The organism is Enterobacter sp. Sphag1F (assembly GCF_014193275.1).
GTDB classification, from domain to species: domain Bacteria; phylum Pseudomonadota; class Gammaproteobacteria; order Enterobacterales; family Enterobacteriaceae; genus Pantoea; species Pantoea symbiotica.
In genome coordinates, this window is sequence record NZ_JACHZD010000003.1 from 528177 (window position 1) to 547658 (window position 19482).

The 19482-nt window shown below is 56.5% G+C and carries 17 protein-coding genes; 9 read left to right on the plus strand and 8 right to left on the minus strand.

Annotated elements, in window-relative coordinates:
• Window positions 1–4: 4 nt before the first annotated feature.
• Window positions 5–2428 (plus strand): glycerol-3-phosphate 1-O-acyltransferase PlsB, encoded by a 2424-nt coding sequence (gene plsB / locus FHW71_RS13185; protein WP_061718380.1) that lies wholly within the window; start codon window positions 5–7, stop codon window positions 2426–2428.
• A gap of 463 nt (window positions 2429–2891) precedes the next feature.
• On the opposite strand, the gene ubiA is transcribed toward plsB, so the two are convergent.
• The 4 genes from ubiA to FHW71_RS13205 all read right to left on the minus strand — a co-directional run bounded on the left by ubiA (window position 2892) and on the right by FHW71_RS13205 (window position 5562).
• Window positions 2892–3776 (minus strand): 4-hydroxybenzoate octaprenyltransferase, encoded by an 885-nt coding sequence (gene ubiA, locus FHW71_RS13190; protein ID WP_008109936.1) that lies wholly within the window; start codon window positions 3774–3776, stop codon window positions 2892–2894.
• A gap of 6 nt (window positions 3777–3782) precedes the next feature.
• Window positions 3783–4301: a chorismate lyase gene (gene ubiC / locus FHW71_RS13195; RefSeq protein WP_061718382.1), complete on the minus strand. Its 519-nt coding sequence runs from the start codon at window positions 4299–4301 to the stop codon at window positions 3783–3785.
• 82 nt (window positions 4302–4383) lie between these two features.
• Entirely contained in the window at window positions 4384–4794 is a 411-nt protein-coding gene (psiE, locus tag FHW71_RS13200; protein WP_008109934.1) for a phosphate-starvation-inducible protein PsiE, read from the minus strand.
• A 69-nt stretch (window positions 4795–4863) separates the two neighbouring features.
• Entirely contained in the window at window positions 4864–5562 is a 699-nt protein-coding gene (locus tag FHW71_RS13205) for a UTRA domain-containing protein (RefSeq protein ID WP_179451821.1), read from the minus strand.
• Between the two features lie 224 nt (window positions 5563–5786).
• On the opposite strand from FHW71_RS13205, the gene FHW71_RS13210 reads away from it, so the two are divergent.
• From FHW71_RS13210 to FHW71_RS13235, 6 genes are all read left to right on the plus strand, one after another.
• Window positions 5787–6848, plus strand: a complete 1062-nt coding sequence (locus FHW71_RS13210; RefSeq protein ID WP_008109931.1) for an ABC transporter substrate-binding protein — start codon at window positions 5787–5789, stop codon at window positions 6846–6848.
• 10 nt (window positions 6849–6858) lie between these two features.
• Entirely contained in the window at window positions 6859–7668 is an 810-nt protein-coding gene (locus FHW71_RS13215; RefSeq protein ID WP_179451820.1) for an alkaline phosphatase family protein, read from the plus strand.
• Entirely contained in the window at window positions 7668–8513 is an 846-nt protein-coding gene (locus tag FHW71_RS13220) for an ABC transporter permease subunit (protein WP_008109927.1), read from the plus strand. Before FHW71_RS13215 ends, FHW71_RS13220 begins: the two co-directional genes overlap by 1 nt.
• 10 nt (window positions 8514–8523) lie before the next feature.
• A complete protein-coding gene (locus FHW71_RS13225; RefSeq protein WP_179451819.1) occupies window positions 8524–9309 on the plus strand; it encodes an ABC transporter permease in 786 nt (261 codons plus the stop codon).
• Window positions 9310–9311: 2 nt separating this feature from the next.
• Window positions 9312–10304, plus strand: coding sequence for an ABC transporter ATP-binding protein (locus tag FHW71_RS13230; RefSeq protein ID WP_179451818.1), 993 nt, complete (start codon window positions 9312–9314; stop codon window positions 10302–10304).
• 108 nt (window positions 10305–10412) lie between these two features.
• Window positions 10413–12038: a Na/Pi cotransporter family protein gene (locus FHW71_RS13235; RefSeq protein ID WP_008109921.1), complete on the plus strand. Its 1626-nt coding sequence runs from the start codon at window positions 10413–10415 to the stop codon at window positions 12036–12038.
• A 43-nt stretch (window positions 12039–12081) separates the two neighbouring features.
• Here the strand turns inward: FHW71_RS13235 and gntU are convergent, their stop codons facing one another.
• From gntU to gntR, 3 genes are all read right to left on the minus strand, one after another.
• Window positions 12082–13422, minus strand: coding sequence for a gluconate transporter (gene gntU, locus FHW71_RS13240; protein WP_179451817.1), 1341 nt, complete (start codon window positions 13420–13422; stop codon window positions 12082–12084).
• 2 nt (window positions 13423–13424) lie between these two features.
• Complete coding sequence (gntK, locus tag FHW71_RS13245; protein WP_179451816.1) at window positions 13425–13961, minus strand: gluconokinase; 537 nt, start codon at window positions 13959–13961, stop codon at window positions 13425–13427.
• 142 nt (window positions 13962–14103) lie between these two features.
• Entirely contained in the window at window positions 14104–15099 is a 996-nt protein-coding gene (gntR, locus tag FHW71_RS13250; RefSeq protein WP_154194851.1) for a gluconate operon transcriptional repressor GntR, read from the minus strand.
• A gap of 242 nt (window positions 15100–15341) precedes the next feature.
• Here gntR and FHW71_RS13255 point away from each other — a divergent pair, with 242 nt between their 5' ends.
• Complete coding sequence (locus FHW71_RS13255) at window positions 15342–16913, plus strand: AbgT family transporter (RefSeq protein ID WP_179451815.1); 1572 nt, start codon at window positions 15342–15344, stop codon at window positions 16911–16913.
• 228 nt (window positions 16914–17141) lie between these two features.
• Window positions 17142–17636 carry a GNAT family N-acetyltransferase gene (locus FHW71_RS13260; RefSeq protein ID WP_179451814.1) on the plus strand — a complete coding sequence of 165 codons (495 nt, stop codon included), beginning with the start codon at window positions 17142–17144 and terminating at the stop codon, window positions 17634–17636.
• 83 nt (window positions 17637–17719) lie between these two features.
• Here FHW71_RS13260 and ggt read toward each other — a convergent pair whose 3' ends face one another.
• Window positions 17720–19471, minus strand: a complete 1752-nt coding sequence (gene ggt / locus FHW71_RS13265; protein WP_061718397.1) for a gamma-glutamyltransferase — start codon at window positions 19469–19471, stop codon at window positions 17720–17722.
• Between the last annotated feature and the right edge of the window lie 11 nt (window positions 19472–19482).

The window sequence follows — 19482 nt, forward strand, 5'->3', positions numbered from 1 at the left end:
GTCTATGTCAGGTTGGCGTAAACTCTATTACAAATTATTGAATTTACCACTCTCTATTTTGGTAAAAAGTAAGGTCATTCCGACCGATCCCGTCTCTGAACACGGGATCGATCCGACACGTCCGGTGATGTATGTTTTGCCTTATGATTCAAAGGCTGACTTGCTCACGCTGCGTGCTCAATGCCTGAAACATGATCTGCCCGATCCGCTGGCTCCGCTGGAGATCGATGGCACCCTGCTGCCGCGCCACGTGTTCATTCACGATGGCCCGCGCGTGATTCCCTATTTCGTGGCCAATCCCGAATCGGTGAAGCTTTTCCACGATTATCTGGATTTGCACCGCAGTAACCCGCAACTCGACGTGCAAATGCTGCCGGTCGCGGTGATGTTTGGTCGCGCTCCGGGACGTGAAACATCCGGTGAATCCACGCCGCATCTGCGCGTGCTGAATGGTGTGCAGAAGTTCTTCGCCATTTTGTGGCACGGCCGCGACAGCTTTGTACGCTTCTCGCAAACCGTTTCGCTACGCCAGATGGCGACCGAACACGGCACCGATAAGTCGATTGCGCAGAAGCTGGCTCGCGTGGCGCGTATTCACTTTGCTCGCCAACGTCTGGCTGCGGTCGGCCCGCGTCTGCCCGCACGTCAGGATCTCTTCAACAAGCTTTTACAGTCCAAAGCGATTGAAAAAGCGGTAGAAGATGAAGCGCGCAGCAAAAAGATTTCACATGAGAAAGCCCAGCAGAACGCCATCGAAATGATGGAAGAAGTGGCGGCGAACTTCTCTTACGAAGCGATTAAAGTCACTGACCGCGTGATGGGCTGGCTGTGGAGCCGCCTGTATCAGGGCATCAACGTGCATGGCGGTGAGCGCGTGCGTCAGCTGGCGCAGGATGGTCATGAGATTGTCTATGTGCCTTGCCACCGCAGCCACATGGATTATCTGCTGCTCTCCTACGTGCTTTATCATCAAGGCCTGGTGCCGCCGCACATTGCTGCGGGTATCAACCTGAACTTCTGGCCTGCCGGCCCGATTTTCCGCCGTCTGGGCGCGTTCTTTATTCGTCGTACCTTTAAGGGCAACAAACTCTACTCCACCGTGTTCCGTGAATATCTCGGCGAGCTGTTTAGCCGTGGTTACTCCGTTGAATATTTCGTGGAAGGCGGACGTTCGCGTACCGGCCGTTTGCTGGACCCGAAAACCGGCACCCTGTCGATGACGCTGCAAGCGATGCTGCGCGGCGGCAGTCGTCCTATCACCTTCGTGCCGATTTACATCGGTTACGAGCACGTGATGGAAGTGGGCACGTATGCCAAAGAGCTGCGTGGCGCTGCCAAAGAGAAAGAGAGCTTCCTGCAGATGGTGCGCGGCTTGCGTAAGCTGCGCAATCTGGGCCAGGGCTACGTTAACTTCGGCGAACCGCTGCCGTTGATGAACTACCTGAACAAAAACGTGCCGGAATGGCGTGATGCGATTGATCCTATCGAACCGCAACGCCCTGCGTGGATGACGCCTGCCGTGAATGATATCGCGGCGAAGCTGATGGTACGCATCAACGAAGCCGGTGCGGCCAACGCCATGAACCTGTGCGTGACTGCGCTGCTGGCGTCACGTCAGCGTTCACTGACCCGCGAACAGCTGATTGAGCAGTTAGAGTGCTATACACAACTCCTACGCAACGTGCCGTATTCGCCGGAAGCCACGGTGCCCGATATGAGCGCCGAAGCGCTGCTTGATCACGCCATGGGCATGAACAAGTTCGAGACCGAGCAAGACAGTATTGGCGACATCATCATTTTGCCGCGCGAGCAGGCGGTGCTGATGACCTACTATCGCAACAACATCCATCACATGCTGGTGATGCCATCCCTGATTGCCGCCATCGTGCAGCAACACCGCGAAATCAGCGAAGCAGAGCTGCTGCGTCAGGTTAGCCTGGTTTATCCGATGCTGAAGAGCGAACTGTTCCTGCGCTGGGACAACGCGGAATTGCCTGCGCTGCTCAACGCACTCTGTTCAGAGATGGCACGTCAGGGGCTGATTACCTTGCAGGATGGTCAGCTGAAAATGACACCGGCACGTCACCGTTCGCTGCAACTGTTGGCGGCGGGTATTCGTGAGACGTTACAGCGCTTCGCGATTACCTTCGCCATCCTCAGCGCGAAACCGGCCATCAACCGTGGCACGCTGGAGAAAGAGAGCCGCACGCTGGCTCAGCGTCTTTCTGTGCTGCACGGCATCAACGCGCCAGAGTTCTTTGATAAAGCGGTGTTCACTGCGCTGGTACTTACGCTGCGTGATGAAGGTTATATCAGTGACAAAGGCGATGCCGATGCTGAACGCAGCCATATGATGTGGCAGATGCTGGCGGAGCTGGTAACCAGCGATGTCCGTCTGACGATTGAGAGTGCGGTCACCCACGATTAGTACGGCAACATGAAAATATAAAGGCGCACTTCGGTGCGCCCTGCTACGTCCTCGCTATTCTCCCACGATCCCTCCTGCCTGGTGACTCATCTCGGTCGCCATGAATGGCGACCCTACGAGACTTGTAGCGATGGCGAGTCAAAATTATGCCTTGATGGTGCAGCGCGGGTGTTGAGGCGACATCCCAACTCGCTGAACGAGTGAGGGATTCCAGGGCGAGCCGCATGGATGCGGCGAGAGGTGGCGCTGAGCAGGAGCGAATCGCCACCGGTCCGTCAGGAATCGTGGACGAGTGAAGGCACCGCGCAGCGGCGAGCTGGGCTGGCGCAAGGCCCGCGAGTGCAGAGGGCGCGGCCAGGCGCTCTCTGCTCGGTCGCCGCACGGAGGTGCTGCAACTGCCTCAGCGCAAGGCGAACGAAAGTCGCTCTGCGCTTAACTGAACACCTCGGTGCGCCTAATATATTTACAGCAAATCCGCGAACGGCACGGTGCTAAGCAGAATGCCGAGAAACAGCACCATACCCACATAATTGTTATTCAGGAACGCCTGGAAGCAGGGATCGCGCTCACGCTGGGCAATCAGCTTCTGTTGATGCACAAACAAGCCAGCGGCCAGCAGCAGCGACCAGTAAAATGCGCCATTCAGATTGAGCATCATGCCCACCAGCGCCATCAGGCCAAGCGTAGCCAGCTGCAGTAAACCGATAATCAGTTTGTCGTAACGACCAAACAGAATCGCTGTCGATTTTACGCCAATCTTCAAATCATCATCACGATCAACCATCGCATACTGCGTGTCATAGGCCACCGTCCAGCAGATATTCGCCAGGAACACCAGCCAGCAGACCAAAGGTAAGGACTCACTAACTGCCGCCCATCCCATTGGAATCGCCCAGCCAAATGCCGCGCCGAGCACCACCTGCGGCAGATGCGTGTAGCGCTTCATAAACGGATAAACCCACGCCAGCGCCAGGCCGCCAAATGACAGCAAAATGGTCATGGTGTTCATGGTCAGCACCAGCATAAACGCCAGCAAACCGAGACCGGCGAACAGCAGCTTGGCCTCTTTCTCAGATACCGCGCCGCTGGCCAGCGGACGTGACGCCGTGCGCTTAACGTGACCATCGATTTTGCGGTCAGCGTAGTCATTGATGACGCAGCCTGCAGCACGCATCACGATAACGCCGAGCACAAACACCAGCAGCACCGGCAGCGGTGGAATCGCCATGCCGGAGAGCCACAATGCCCACAGAGTTGGCCACAGTAGTAACACAGTGCCGATGGGTTTATCGATACGCATCAGGCGGCAGTAAGCCTGCCATTTGGTCATGGGTAAGGTGTTTTGCACAGTGGTTTATCCTTGATCCAGCGCGCGATAGAGCGGCGACGCCGGTAAAAACAGTTCAGTTAACAGTAGCGGTTTGCCCGACAAGCGCAGGCGAGAACGGCGTCCCCATAACTCGCCAACCTGACCAGGATCGATAAAATCGCGGCTCAGGGTCGATGAAGAGAACAGATAGCGACCAAGCGGGCGCGTACCGAGCTGTTGCAGCATCTGCTCCGGGCCGTTCAGCGTGCTTTCTGGCACCACCGTGCGGCCAATCAGCCAGGGTTCACCATCACCGCACAGTACTATTTCGCGCAGCCAGAAGCGCTGATCGGCGGGCAGAAACTCCGCCTCATCCGTTATCTCATCGGCGCCTATAAACGCTTCGCGAATCAGTTCTACGGTCACTTGCTGACAATGCTGCTCGAAGCGACGCGTCATGGAGTCTTCTTCCATTAACCAGTCAAGTAACGGGGCAGAAAGCTGCGGGGAAGAGGCTGGCAGCCAGTGCAATGCGCGTAACTGGCGCAGCGCGTCATGCGACATCAGGACATCTCCGGAAAAAAAGTTGCCCTAGTTTAACGCAGAGGAGAATGCGTGGCACTGCTGGTTGTGCCACGCAATATTATTACTCGCGCTTCAGGCGGTTACTGTTGGCCAGCCACAGCGTCACCACCAGAATCAAAATCGCGGCTGAATAGTAGAGCGTATCAAACGGATTTTTATGGTCGACGATGATCAGGCGAATAATCGCCGTGATGCCGATATAGATGAAATAGCGTAGCGGGAAGTGATAACCCGACTGAAAGTACTTCACAATCAAGGCGATAAATTCAAAGTAGAGGAAATAGATAACGATGCCTTCAATCAGCAGATAGGACGACGTCTGCTCGCCAGTGCTAAACAGCACATTGGCCAGATGAATGGTTTCTTTACCGAGAAACACCACCAGAATAATGGCCAGGATGATCAGACCAATATTCAGCACCCACTGCAGTGCCAGGGAAATGTACTGCCCAACCCCTGTTTTTATTGTCATTTTTTGCGCCTCTCGCTCTCAATTACTCACTGGCGCTATCATGCTGTAGCGTGATCAAAATCACAATATTTATACTTCGACATCCACGCACAGCGCGTCGTAGCGCCAGAACTCGCAGTCGCAATCAATCACGCGCTTGTGCTGATCGCGGTTGATGCGGGTAATCAACAAGCCGGGCGTGCCGCTCGCCACATTGAGTGCGGGCGCGACACGCACCGGCAGTGGTCCCGGCAAAATGGTAAAACGTGCACCGCCGTAACGAATGCCATAGCGCTGGTCATACAGATCGGTCAGCGAGCGCGTCAGGTCTTCATCCAGCAATCCCGGAAAAAAAGCGGGATTGAGGTAATGCTCGACATACAACACGGCACGACCGTCAATACGACGCAGGCGGCGAATGCGGTAAACCTTATCGCCTTCAAGCAGTTGCAGATGACGCGCGATCGCCAATTGTGCCGGTACTTCCCGCGCCTCCAGCACTTCGGTGCTGGCAATGCGACCTTGCTCGGCGGCCATGGCATGAAAATGGCTGTGATGTGACGGGTTATAGACCAGCCGCGGCGGTGCGAGAAACCAGCCGCGACGCAATTCCCGGTAGATAATACCCTGCGCTTCCAGCAAACCCAGCGCCTCACGCAGCGTGATGCGCGTGGTGGAATATTGTTCGCTTAAGCTACGTTCGGCAGGCAAACGACCGCTGGCAAATTCACCATTTTCAATGCGTTCCCGCAGCCCTGCCGCAATCACATCCGCCGTTTTCGACAACATTTTTCAGCCTCATTTTGGGGCAAATCTGCACTATGACAGTTCGATGACTACAATGTGACAGAGTACAACCCACGCTTTAGCGCGCTGTAACCGCATGTGGATCGTCGCGCCACACCACATTTCACCACCATGGTCATAAAACCTTCATCTACTCGGGCTACATTGGCTCGGTTCTTGCTGGACTAGACCAAGAAGTCCCACAACATATACCGGGAGCAATCGAGATGAAAGCGTTTATCGCCTCTGTAGTAGCCAGTGCCGTACTGCTTGCGCTGCCTGCCGCGCAAGCCGCAGATAATGACCTCGCCGCGTTAGAAAAAGCCGCGCGCGCTGAAGGCCAGGTTAACAGCGTCGGCATGCCAGATAGCTGGGCCAACTGGAAAGATACCTGGAGTGACCTCAACAGCAAATATGGTCTAAAGCACAGTGACACCGACATGTCTTCGGCGCAGGAACTGGCAAAATTTGATGCAGAGAAAGAGAACGCCAGCGCCGATATCGGTGATGTGGGCGCAGCTTTCGGTCCGATTGCCGTGGCGAAAGGCGTGGCGCAACCCTATAAACCAACGCATTGGGACCAAATCCCGAGCTGGGCGAAAGATCAGGATGGCAACTGGATGCTGGCTTATACCGGCACCATCGCGTTCCTGGTGGATAAGCAGCAGGTTAAAGATGTGCCACACAGCTGGGCCGATCTGAAGAAAGGTAAGTATGTGGTCACTATCGGTGATGTCGGCACTGCAGCTCAGGCGGCGAACGGCGTGTTAGCGGCAAGCTACGCGTTGGGCGGTGACGAGAAGAATGTGAAACCGGCGTTGAGCTTCTTCGGCGATCTGGCGAAAGAAGGCCGCCTTGGCGTGACCGATCCGGTGATTGCCAACATCGAGAAAGGCGAAATTCAGGTGGCTGTAGTGTGGGACTTTAACGGCCTGAACTACCGCGATCAGATCGACAAAAACCGCTACGAAGTGGTGATTCCATCTGATGGTTCCGTGACGTCTGGCTACAGCACCATTATCAACAAATACGCCAAACATCCAAACGCCGCCAAGCTGGCGCGTGAATACATCTTGTCTGATGAAGGTCAGATCAATCTGGCGAAAGGTTATGCGCGTCCGATTCGTGCCGAGCACTTGAAGCTGCCAGCCGACGTGCAGGCCAAGCTGCTGCCGCAGTCTGAGTATAAAAATGCTCGTCCAATCAAAGACCAGGCTGCGTGGGATAAAACCTCGAAAATGCTGCCGCGTTTGTGGCAAGAGAACGTCATCATCAATATGAAGCAGTAAGGAGCGAGGGATGAAAACGATCCTGGTGGTGTTGGATGGGCTGAGTAATCAGGTGGCGCAACACGCAATGGGCTATCTGTTTGCCGAATGCGCGCAGGGCAACGGCCAATATTACACGCTGACCTGCGAACTGCCTTCGCTGTCGCGCCCGCTGTACGAATGCATTCTCACCGGCATTCCACCGGTGCGCAGCGGCATTATTCATAACGGCGTCAGCCGCTTGAGTAATCAGCGCAGCATCTTCCATTACGCGCGTGCCGCCGGTCTCACCACCGCTGCGGCCGCCTATCACTGGGTGAGTGAACTCTATAACCAATCCCCGTTCAACGCGGCGCGCGACCGCCACACGGTCGCGCCTGATCTGCCCATTCAGTATGGCCACTTTTACTGGGACGACGGTTATCCGGATTCCCACCTGTTTGAAGACGCAGAAAGCCTGCGCCTGCGGCACGATCCTGATTTCCTGCTGATCCACCCGATGAACATTGACGATGCCGGACACAAGCACAGCTTGTCATCGCCGCAGTATCGCAACCGCGCGCGCATGGCCGATGGTTATCTGTCGCAATGGATGCCGGGCTGGCTGGCGGCCGGTTATCAGGTGATTGTCACCGCCGATCACGGCATGAACGATGACCGCTCGCACGGTGGCATTTTGCCGGAAGAGACGCAGGTGCCGCTGTTCGTGTTTGGCAAAGGCTTCTCGCTGCAGCCGGAGCTCAAGCCGCAGCAAACCGAACTGTGCGGCATCGTGTGCACCTTGCTCGGCGTCGAACATGACAAACCGGTCTGTCACGCGTTACTGGCGGAGCCGCAGTAATGAAGGGCAAAACGCTCGCTGCGCTGTTGCTGCTGCCGTTTGCGCTGTTTTGGGTGGCATTTCAGCTCGCGCCGCTGTTGTGGATTGCCATCAACAGCTTCTGGAGCGACATCAATGAGCGCTGGGGCTTCGATAACTACAGCGACATCCTCACCTCGCCGTTCTATTTGCAGGCATTTCGCCTGTCGCTGGATATCTCCATCTGGTCGAGTATTTACGGATTGCTGATCTCGCTGGTTGCCGGATATTCGCTGCATCGCCTCGGCAGCGGCCGTTTTCAGCGCTTTTTGATGTCATTTACCAACATGACCAGCAACTTTGCTGGTGTGCCGCTGGCGTTTGCCTTTGTGATTCTGCTCGGACTGAACGGTTGTCTGACGCTGCTGCTGCGCCATTACGGCGTGCTGGAGGGCTTCAAGCTGTTCTCACGTGACGGCATGGTGCTGGTTTACACCTGGTTCCAAATCCCGCTCGGCATTTTGCTGCTCTATCCTGCGTTTGATGGCCTGCGTCAGGATTGGCAAGAGTCCGCCGCGCTGCTGGGTGCAGGCCGCTGGCGCTATTGGTGGCACATCGGTTTGCCGATTCTGTTCCCGGCGCTGCTCGGAACCTTCGTGATTCTGCTCGCCAATGCGCTCGGCGCTTACGCCACCATTTACGCGCTCACCACCGGCAACTTTAACGTGGTGCCGGTGCGCATTGCTGCGCTGGTATCTGGCGATATCTCACTTGATCCCAATACTGGCGGCGCGCTGGCGATGCTGCTGGTGCTGATTATGGCGCTGATTACCGTGGTGCAGCAGTATCTGGTGCGCCGCAGCTATCTCAACGCCAAACCTTCCTGAGGAGCCAACCTTGTCGCGCGCGGAAAAAATTTACCATCGCCTGATTGTCTGGCTTTTGCTGTGTATTTTAGCCGCACCGCTGCTGGCGACGCTGCTGTACGGCATCTCCACCAGCTGGAGCGATACCATTCTGCCGCAGGGCTTTACGCTGAAGTGGCTCACCGCATTATGGAGCGATCCGCGATTCCTCACCGCGCTCGGTCATTCGCTGCTGGTTTGCTTCGGTGCGCTGCTGTTCTCGCTGGTGCTGGTGCTGCCTGCCATGTTTGTGATCGCTTACTACTATCCGAAACTGGATGCGGTAATGAACGTGCTGATCCTGATGCCATTCGCCGTGCCGCCGGTGGTTTCGTCGGTCGGCCTGCTGCAGCTTTATTCGTCGTCGCCGCTGATGCTGACCGGCACACCGTGGATTTTGATCGGCTGCTACTTCACCATCGCCTTGCCGTTTATCTATCGCGCCATCTCCAACAATATGCAGGCCATCAATTTGAAAGAGCTGATTGATGCCGCCCAGCTGCTCGGTGCCAGCACCTGGCAAGCGGCGCTGTTTGTGGTGCTGCCGAACCTGCGCAAAGGCGTGTTTATCGCGGTGCTGCTCTCCTTCTCCTTCCTGATTGGCGAGTTTGTCTTCGCCAATATGCTGGTCGGCACCCGCTATGAAACCTTGCAGGTTTATCTGTTTAACATGCGCAACGGCAGCGGCCACTTTACCAGCGCGCTGGTGATCTCCTATTTTGCCGTCGTCCTGCTGGTCACCTGGCTGGCGAATGCCCTCAATCCTGAACGAGGCTGACCATGAGTTATTTGAGCGTCACCCAGTTGAATAAAAGCTATGGCCCAACCGCCATTTTTGAAAATATCGATTTCAGCGCCGAAGAAGGCGAATTTGTCACGCTGCTCGGCCCCAGCGGCTGCGGCAAATCCACGCTACTGCGCTGCATTGCCGGATTGACCGAAGTCGATAGCGGCAAAGTATTGCTGCAAGGTCAGGATATCGTGCCGCTGCCACCGCAGAAGCGCACCATCGGCATGGTGTTTCAGAGCTACGCGCTATTCCCCAACATGACGGTTGAGAAGAACGTGGCGTTTGGCCTGAAGATGCAGAAACTGGCCAGCGGCGAGATTCAAAAACGCGTGATGGAAGTGCTGGCGCTGGTGGAACTCACCGAGTTCGCGCGGCGTTATCCGCATCAGCTCTCTGGCGGACAGTGTCAGCGCGTGGCGCTGGCGCGTTCGCTGGTGACGCGTCCACGCTTGCTGCTGCTGGATGAACCGCTGTCGGCGCTGGATGCGCGCATTCGTCGCCATCTGCGCGAGCAAATCCGCCATATTCAGCGCGAGCTGAAGCTCACCACCTTGTTCGTTACCCACGATCAGGAAGAGGCGCTGACCATGTCCGATCGCATCGTGTTGATGAACCGGGGCAAGATCGTGCAGAACGGCAACGCGGAAATGCTCTATACCCAACCGGCCGATCTGTTTGCCGCTGGCTTTATTGGCAACTACAACCTGTTGAGCGCGGAACAGGCAACGCAGCTGACCGGACAAACTTTCAGCGGCCAGGTAGCGATTCGCCCCGAGTCAATCCAGCTATGCGCGCCGCAGGCTGGCATTCCCGCCACCATCCTCAGCCACAGCTTGCTTGGTAACGTGATTCGCTATCGGGTGCGCGCGCAAAACGTGGAGCTCTCGATTGATGTACTCAATCGCAGCGTGGCAGATTTGCATCCCGCTGGCATGCAGATTGGGCTACAGTTAGAGATGTCGACGTTGCGCCAGGTTGCTTAATTTAAACGAAAAAAGGCGACACAACGCGGCGAAGGTTTTACCGGTTGTGCTCACCGTCAGGCTGGCAATCGGTGCTGTTTGAGCCTGACGGATGAGGAGCCTCTATACGTGTTAACTCTGCTTAATCTTCTCTCTGCCGTTGCGCTGCTGGTGTGGGGCACACACATTGTGCGAACCGGCATCATGCGCGTTTACGGTGCCGATCTGCGTCGCGTACTCAGCCGCAGCGTCGAAAAAAAACCGATGGCGTTTCTTGCCGGCATTGGCGTTACGGCGCTGGTGCAGAGCAGTAACGCCACCACGCTGCTGGTTACCTCCTTTGTTGCGCAGAATCTGGTGAGCCTGACGCCCGCATTGGTGGTGGTATTGGGCGCGGATGTCGGGACCGCGATCATGGCGCGTATCCTGACTTTCGATCTGTCGTGGCTGTCGCCGCTGTTTATCTTCTTTGGCGTGGTGTTCTTCCTGAGCCGCAAGCAAACGCGCGTTGGGCAGCTGGGCCGCGCCAGCATTGGGCTCGGACTGATTCTGCTGGCGCTGCAGCTGATTGTGGCGGCGGCCAAACCGATCACCCAGGCGGCGGGCGTTCAGGTGCTGTTCTCAACGCTGACCGGCGATGTGATGCTCGATGCGTTGATTGGCGCGGTGTTCGCCATCATCAGTTACTCCAGCCTCGCAGCGGTACTGATTACCGCCACGCTGACCGCCACCGGCGTGATCTCCTTCAAAGTGGCGCTCTGTCTGGTGATTGGTGCCAACCTCGGTAGCGGCTTGCTGGCGATGATCAACGCCAGCGGCTCCAACGCGGCGGGCAAACGCGTCGCGCTCGGCAGCCTGCTGTTTAAGCTAATTGGCAGCATCGCAATTTTGCCGTTCGTCAATGTTGTCGCCGACGTGCTGGATAAAATGCCGGTCAACGATGAAGAGTTGGTGATCTTCTTCCACGTGTTTTACAACCTGATCCGCTGCTTAGTCATGGTGCCGTTTGCCGATCCAATGGCGCGCCTGTGCCGCCGTATGATCGCCGATGATCCTGAGAACGAAACGCACCTGAAACCGAAACACCTCGACAGCAGCGCACTCGATACACCCGCGTTAGCGCTGGCTAATGCCTCACGCGAGACGCTGCGCATCGGCGATGTGGTCGAGCAGATGATTGAGTCATTCAATAAAGTGGTGCACGGCGACCTGCGCGAAGAGCGCGCGGTGCGGCGGCTGGATGATGATGTTGATGTACTCTACACCGCGATCAAACTCTATCTGGCGCGTATGCCAAAAGAGGATTTGCCGGAGGATGATTCACGCCGCTGGGCGGAGATCATTGAGATGGCGCTCAACCTGGAACAGGCGGGCGACATTATCGAACGCATGTGTGCCGACGTGGCGGATAAGTCGCTGACCGCGCGCCGCGCCTTCTCAGCGGAGGGATTGGAGGAGCTTCAAACCTTGCAGGAGCAGGTGCTGTATAACCTGCGGCTGAGTTTGTCGGTGTTTCTGTCGCACGATGTCACCAGCGCCAAGCGCCTGCGCCGCTCCAAGCATCGCTTCCGCATCCTGATTCGCCGTTTCTCACACGCGCATGTTGAGCGTTTGCATCTGCAGAACGTGCAAAGCATCGAAACCAGCTCGCTGCACCTTGGCTTGCTGGGCGATATGAAGCGTTTGAATTCGCTGTTCTGCGCCGTGGCGTACACGGTTTTGGATCAGCCGGATGACGAGCGGGAAGAGGATTAAATGTCGTTTCGTAGGGTCGCCATTGATGGCGACCACACAAAATTTACGACAACAAACTAAACGCAATCATGCCAACAATCGCGCCGGTGGTGCCCAGAATGGTTTCCATCAGCGTCCATGTCTTCAGCGTTTCGGCTTCGGTGGCGCCGGTAAAGCGGCCAAACAGCCAGAAACCGGCATCATTCACGTGACTGATAATGATCGAGCCGCCGCCGATACAGATCGACAGCGCAGCCAGCTGCGCGCCGCTGTAGTGCAGCGGTTCAATCACCGGCATCACTAAACCAACGGTAGTTAAACACGCCACGGTGGCCGAACCCTGAATCACGCGAATCGCGCCAGAAAGGATGAAGCACGCCAGCGCAATCGGCATGCCCGCGCCGGTCAACGCATGTCCTAACACCGGGCCAACGCCCGAATCCACCAGCACCTGCTTAAACACGCCGCCCGCACCAATCACCAGCAGAATAATGCCCGCCGGTTGCAGCGCGCTGCCGCACACCTGCATCACCTTCTCTTTATCCATGCCCTGACGATACGCCAGGCCATAAATCGCCACCAGACAGGCCAGCAGAATCGCGGTGAACGGATGGCCGATAAACTCCAGCCACTCATACAGATGAGAGCCCGGCGTGGTGAAGCGTGCGCCGATGGTTTTCAGGCCCACCAGCAGCAGCGGGAACAGAATCAGCGCCAGGCTAAAGCCAAACGACGGCAGTTTGCCCTCTTCCACTTCCGGCTGATGATCTTCCGGTGGCGCGCTAAAGCTAACGTGACGCGCGATAAAATTACCAAATAGCGGACCGGCAATCAGCATGCCCGGAATCGCGGCGCACAGGCCCAGCAGAATCATCCAGCCAAAATCGGCGTGCATCTGCGCAGCCAGCAGCATCGGCGCGGGACCCGGCAGCAGGAACGCGGCAGAAGCGGCAACACCGGCAAACAGCGGGATCACCAGCTTGACTAAATTGCCTTTGGTACGACGCGCTACGGCGAACGCAATGCTGATCAGCAACACCACCGCCACTTCAAAGAACAGCGGCAATGCACAGACCAATCCGGCGACGCCCATCGCATAGTGCGCGCGGCTTTCACCAAAGGTTTTCAACATGCGGATGGCGATCTGATCGACGGCGCCGGTTTCATGCAGGATCTTGCCGAACATCGCGCCCAACGCCACCACAATGGCGAGAAAGCCGAGCGTTCCGCCCATGCCTTTTTCCATGGTTTCAGCGATCTTATCGAGCGGCATGCCAGAGAACAGACCGGCACCAATAGAGACTAACATCAGGGCAACAAAGGCGTGCATACGCGCTTTCATCACCAAAAACAGCAGCAGCAGGACAGAGCCTGCTGCGGTTAACACTAGCGTTGCGGTACTCATGACTAACCCTTGTTGATTGCACCCTCAATGGTCGCAACCGTGGCCGCAACTACCTCATCCAGTGAATGATTGATATCAACCACCAGTACATCGGGCTCATCCGCGCCGGGTTCCTGCAGCGTGGCGAACTGCGTCACCAGCATCTGCGGTTTGAAGAAGTGGCCTTTACGCGCTTTCAGGCGGGATTCGATGGTTTCGAAGTCGCCCTGCAAATAGATAAATTTCAGGTTCTCGTTGCCCTGACGCAGGATGTCGCGATAGGACTTTTTCAGCGCCGAACAGACGATGATGGAGATCTCCTGCGTGCGCTGCATAGCAAACGCCGCATCATTCAGCGCACGCAGCCACGGCTGGCGATCGTTGTCGTCCAGCGGATGACCGTCGGCCATTTTCATGATGTTGCTGCGCGGATGGAGGAAATCCCCATCGAGGAACGCAGTGTTTAACTGATGAGAGACCTGATTGGCGACGGCAGATTTTCCGCTGCCGGAAACGCCCATCAGGATAAAGACGTGGTGCGATGGAGATGGCGTTGTCATTGTTTTGCGCTCCGGCAGTGAATTCTGCCCAATGTTACCGATAACAAATCGAGTTGCCATTGTCAGAGCCCACTGAAAGGCTGGCAACCCTTCTCAGGCGGAAAAGCACGAAAGTGTGAACTGACTCAAAAAATCGCCAAAATCAGATGCTGTCACCTTCGGAGATTTCAAAGCCAACATCCAGCGGTTGTGTCATCGTGCGATCGCCGCCAATACGCGCCAGCAGCATCGCTGCCGATTCGCGTCCCATACGCTCGCGCGGCGTTAACACCGTGGCGAGGCGCGGATTCACCACTTGCGTGATGTCGTGGCCGTGGAATCCGGCAATCGCCATCTGCTCCGGCACGCGCAATCCCTGACGCTGGCACTCAAACATCGCGCCCACCGCCAGGTCATCGTTGGTACAAAACAGGCTGTCGGTTTCGGGATAACGCTTTTGCGCTTCGCACAGCAGTTGCGCGCCGGCGCTGAACGAGGAGGCATCCTCCATCATCACGCTATGTGGCGTGAGCCCCGCTTCACGCATCGCCTTCTCGTAGCCCTGTTGCTTCTGCAAGGTACGTTCATCAAGGCGCGCACCGAGATAGACGGTGTGGCGATGGCCTTTTTTCAGAATAGCATGCGTCATCTGCCGCGCGGCTTCGACGTTATCGAAGCCCACCGCCATATCGAGGCAAGGCGTTACCGAATCCATCATCTCAATCACCGGAATGCCCGCCACTTCCAGCATGCGCAGCGTGCCTGGCGTATGGGTGCGTTCGGTGAGGATCACGCCATCGATGTTCCAGCCGAGCAGCGAGCGCAGCTGCAATTCCTCTTTCTGCGCGTTATAGCCAAAGTGCGCCACCAGCGTTTGATAACCCGCTTCGTCGGTAACGGCTTCGATCCCGCGCAAAACGTCGGCGAAAACCTGGTTAGTCAGCGAAGGCAGCAGCACGCCGATGGCGCGGCTGGTGGCGTTAGAGAGCATATCGGGCGCGCGATTGGGGATGTAACCGAGCTCATCCAGCGCCACGGCGATCTTATCGCGCAGCGCCACCGAGACCTGATCCGGGTTGCGCAGGTAGCGGCTGACGGTCATTTTTGTGATGCCGACGCGATCGGCAACGTCCTGTAATACCGGTCTTTTCTTCTTCATCGTATGCGCCTGAGATCGGAGATAACCCGAGTTTATCATTTTTTGTCAGGTTAAGGTTTTGCGGGAAATCGGTCGCCATTAATGGCGACCTTACGGTTATACGGCGGGGGTTTTGTAGGGTGCACATTCATGCGCACCAGGCTTCTCGTTACTTCCGAGAATGGTCTTGTAGCTAACCAGGAAGAGAACAAAGAGCATCGGCAGTCCTGCACATTAGACTAAATGACAAAACAAGGATCATTATGACGGACCATTCTTCTACACCAGCCAAACGCCCGATTGAGCGTTTTCTCAATACCGTTGAGTGGCTAGGAAACTTATTACCGCATCCGATTACGCTCTTCGCGTTGTTTGCATTATTCATCATCGTCGCCTCCGCGATTGCTGCCGCCTTCGGCGTCAGCGTGATCGATCCGCGCCCGGTTGGTGCGGCAGGCCGTGCACCGGATGGTGTGATTCACGTGGTTAGCCTGATGAGTGCCGATGGTTTGCAACGCATCGTCAGCCATCTGGTCACCAACTTCACCGGCTTTGCGCCGCTCGGCACCGTGCTGGTTGCGCTGCTCGGCGTGGGAATTGCCGAGCATTCAGGGCTGCTCTCGGCGGCGATGCGCGCGCTGGTGTTTAACGCTCCGAAAAAGCTCATCACTTTCACCATCGTCTTCGCCGGTATCGTATCCAATACCGCTTCTGAGTTGGGCTATGTGGTGCTGATTCCGTTGGCGGCGATGATTTTCCACTCATTGGGACGTCATCCACTGGCGGGCCTGGCGGCGGCGTTTGCCGGTGTTTCCGGCGGCTACAGCGCCAACTTGCTGCTCGGCACCATTGATCCGCTGCTGTCTGGCATTACCCAAAGCGCTGCACAGATTATCGATCCTAACTACCATGTTGGCCCGGAAGTGAACTGGTACTTCATGTTTGTCAGTACCTTCGTGATTTCCATTCTTGGCACCTGGATCACTAACAGCATTGTCGAACCCAAACTGGGCAAGTATCAGGACAGCGAAGGCGAGGCGGTGCGTGGCGATATGGGCGCGCTATCGGCAGAAGAACGTCGCGCGCTGAAAGGCGCGGGTTGGGCGGTTCTCGGCGTTACGCTGCTGCTGATTCTGACCGTGATTCCAGGCTATGGCGTGTTGCTCAACCCGAAAACCGGCACGCTGGCGGGCTCGCCATTCCTGAAAGGCATTGTGGTGTTTATCTTTGTCTTCTTCGCCATTCCCGGCATGGTGTATGGCCGCATGATTGGCAATATGCGCAACGATCGCGACGTGATCAACGCCATGTCTGCCAGCATGAGCAGCATGGGCATGTACATCGTACTGGTGTTCTTTGCTGCGCAGTTCGTGGCGTTCTTTAACTGGAGCAACTTCGGCACCGTGGTGGCGGTGAAAGGCGCCAATCTGCTGGCGTCACTGGATATGGGCGCGCCGCTGCTGTTTGTCTGCTTCATCATGATCTGCGGCTTTATCAACCTGATGATTGGCTCCGCCTCGGCGCAATGGGCGGTTACCGCCCCGATTTTCGTACCGATGTTAATGCTGGTCGGCTTTGCGCCGGAAGTGATTCAGGCGGCTTATCGCATTGGTGATTCGGTAACCAACGTGATTACGCCAATGATGAGTTACTTTGGTCTGATTATGGCGGTGGCGGCGCGCTATCGTCGCGACATGGGCATCGGAACGCTGGTGGCGATGATGTTGCCTTATTCTGTGGTGTTTATGATTGGCTGGACGCTGCTGTTTGTACTGTGGGTGTTTGTCTTCAATCTGCCGGTCGGGCCCGGTGCAGCAACCTGGTACACAATGTAAAAGGTAAAAAAAAAGCCAGCACCCGAGCTGGCTAAATAATACTTGGAAGCAATGTGAGCAATGTCGTGCTTACCCGGTTGTCAGGAGACGTTTCCGAGCTCGCATGACAATAATAATCATTATCATTCGCGTCTGTAAAGTATTTTTGCGGATTATTTTGCGTTGACGAACGATGTGAATTCCTTGATGTTAAAGGGGATTTATTCCATTTTGCACAAGGAGCGCTCTATGAGTCAGATCGTCATTCGTCACGCCATTCCCGAAGATGCCGCCGCTTTAACGCGTATGTATAGCCAGCCTGAACCGCAGGCCAGCACGCTGCATCTGCCGTTTCAATCGCCGACGCTGTGGCAGGAACGCCTCAGCAATCCGCGTCCGGGTGTACAGATGCTAGTGGCGTGTATTGACGATCAGATTGCCGGACAACTCACTCTTGAAGTGCTGTCGGTGCCGCGCCGTCGCCACACGGCGACGTTCGGCATGGGCGTCGATTCTGCCTTTCATCGGCGCGGCGTGGGTAAAGCGCTGATGTCAGCAATGATTGATTTGTGCGACAACTGGCTGCAGGTAACGCGCATTGAACTGACGGTATTCGCCGATAACCACAAAGCGCTTGGCTTGTATCAGCAGTTTGGCTTTGAGATTGAAGGCACCGCGCGTCGACACGCGATGCGCGACGGCGAAATGGTGGATACGCATTATATGGCGCGCTTGAAAGGTTAATGTGAATTCGCCGGTTGCTTGTAGGGTGCGCATTAATGCGCACCTGGAAATCAGGTCGCCATGAATGGCGACCCTACAAGTGATTAGTAACCTGCGCTCAAATCATCCACCGAGCGCGGATCCGATGCGCCATAGCGCGTGCCATCCGGCCCAATCATAATGCTCTGCGTGCTGCCCATTGCCGGCATCACTTTCACATGCTGGCCTTTGGCTTCCAGCAGGCGCAGCGTATCCGGGCTGAAGCCTTTTTCCACGCGCAGCTGATCGGGCAACCATTGATGATGGAAGCGCGGTGCGTTGGTCGCTTCCGCAACGTTCATACCAAAATCGATGCTGTTCACCACCATTTGCAGCACGGTGGTGATAATGCGGCTGCCGCCTGGGCTGCCGGTCACCAGCCAGGTTTTACCGTCTTTTGCCACGATGGTGGGCGACATCGATGATAGAGGACGTTTGGCCGGTTGCACCGCATTCGCCTCGCCGCCGACTAAGCCGTAGACGTTGGGCGTGCCCGGTTTGGCGGAGAAATCATCCATTTCATTGTTCATCAAGATGCCGCTTTGTCCGGCAACAATGCCGCTGCCGAAGTAGGTATTCAACGTATAGGTCACTGCCACCGCGTTGCCATCTTTATCCACCACCGAGAAGTGCGTGGTTTGATTGCTTTCATACGGCGCCAGTTTGCCCGGCTTGATCTCGCTGGATGGACGCGCTTTGTTGACGTCAATCTGCTGCGCCAGGGTTTTGGCGTAGGCTTTGCTGGTCAGCGCCTGCTGCGGCACTTTAACGAAGTCAGGATCGCCAAGGTATTCCGAACGGTCGGCATACGCGTATTTTTCCGCTTCCGCCATCACCTGCATGGCATCGGCGCTGCCAAAGCCAAATTTCGCGAGGTCGAAGTTTTCCAGGATATTGAGGATCTGCACGATGTGAATCCCGCCGGAGGATGGCGGCGGCATGGAGAACACTTCGTAGCCGCGATAGGTGCCGCTCACCGGTTTGCGTTCTACCGCGCGATAAGCCGCCAGATCCGGCTTGCCGATCAGGCCGCCGTGCTGCGCCATTTCACCGGCAATTTCATCGGCGATTTTGCCCTTATAGAACGCATCCGGACCTTGCTGGGCGATCAGCTGCAGGCTATGTGCGAGGTTTTTCTGCACCAGACGTTCGCCCTTTTGGTACGGCTTACCGTCGGCTTTGTAGAAAATCGCGCGGCTGTTGTCGTGGTTGATCAACGTCTCTTTGCCGTAGGTGGCGAGATCGTCGGCCAGCGCATCGTTCACCACGATGCCGTCGCGCGCCAGTTTAATGGCGGGCGCCAGTAATTTGCTCAGCGGCAAGGTACCGTATTTCTGTGCCGCCAGCGCAAAACCGGCCACGGTGCCCGGCGTGCCTGAAGCTAAGTGAGAAGTGAGTGACAACTTACTATCAGCATTGCCCTGCTTATCGAGAAACATATCGCGTGATGCGCGCGCCGGTGCCATTTCGCGGAAGTCGATGGCGGTGGTACGTCCGGATGCGGTACGCAGCAGCATAAAGCCCCCGCCGCCGAGGTTACCGGCCTGCGGATGCGTCACCGCCAGCGCGAAACCGACCGCAACGGCGGCATCCACTGCGTTACCGCCCTGCTTGAGAATATCGACGCCAACTTCCGTCGCCATCGCATCCACCGATGCCACCATGCCATGTTTGGCTTTTACCGGGTGAAAGGTATCGCTATCAACGCCATACGAAACCGGCGGCGCGTTGGCGGGCGCGGCTTGTGCACCCTGCACCACGGTAAAACTCATCAATAATGCCCAGCCGAACTGCCGCACGTTGCCCTGTATCCTCATCCTGCCACCAC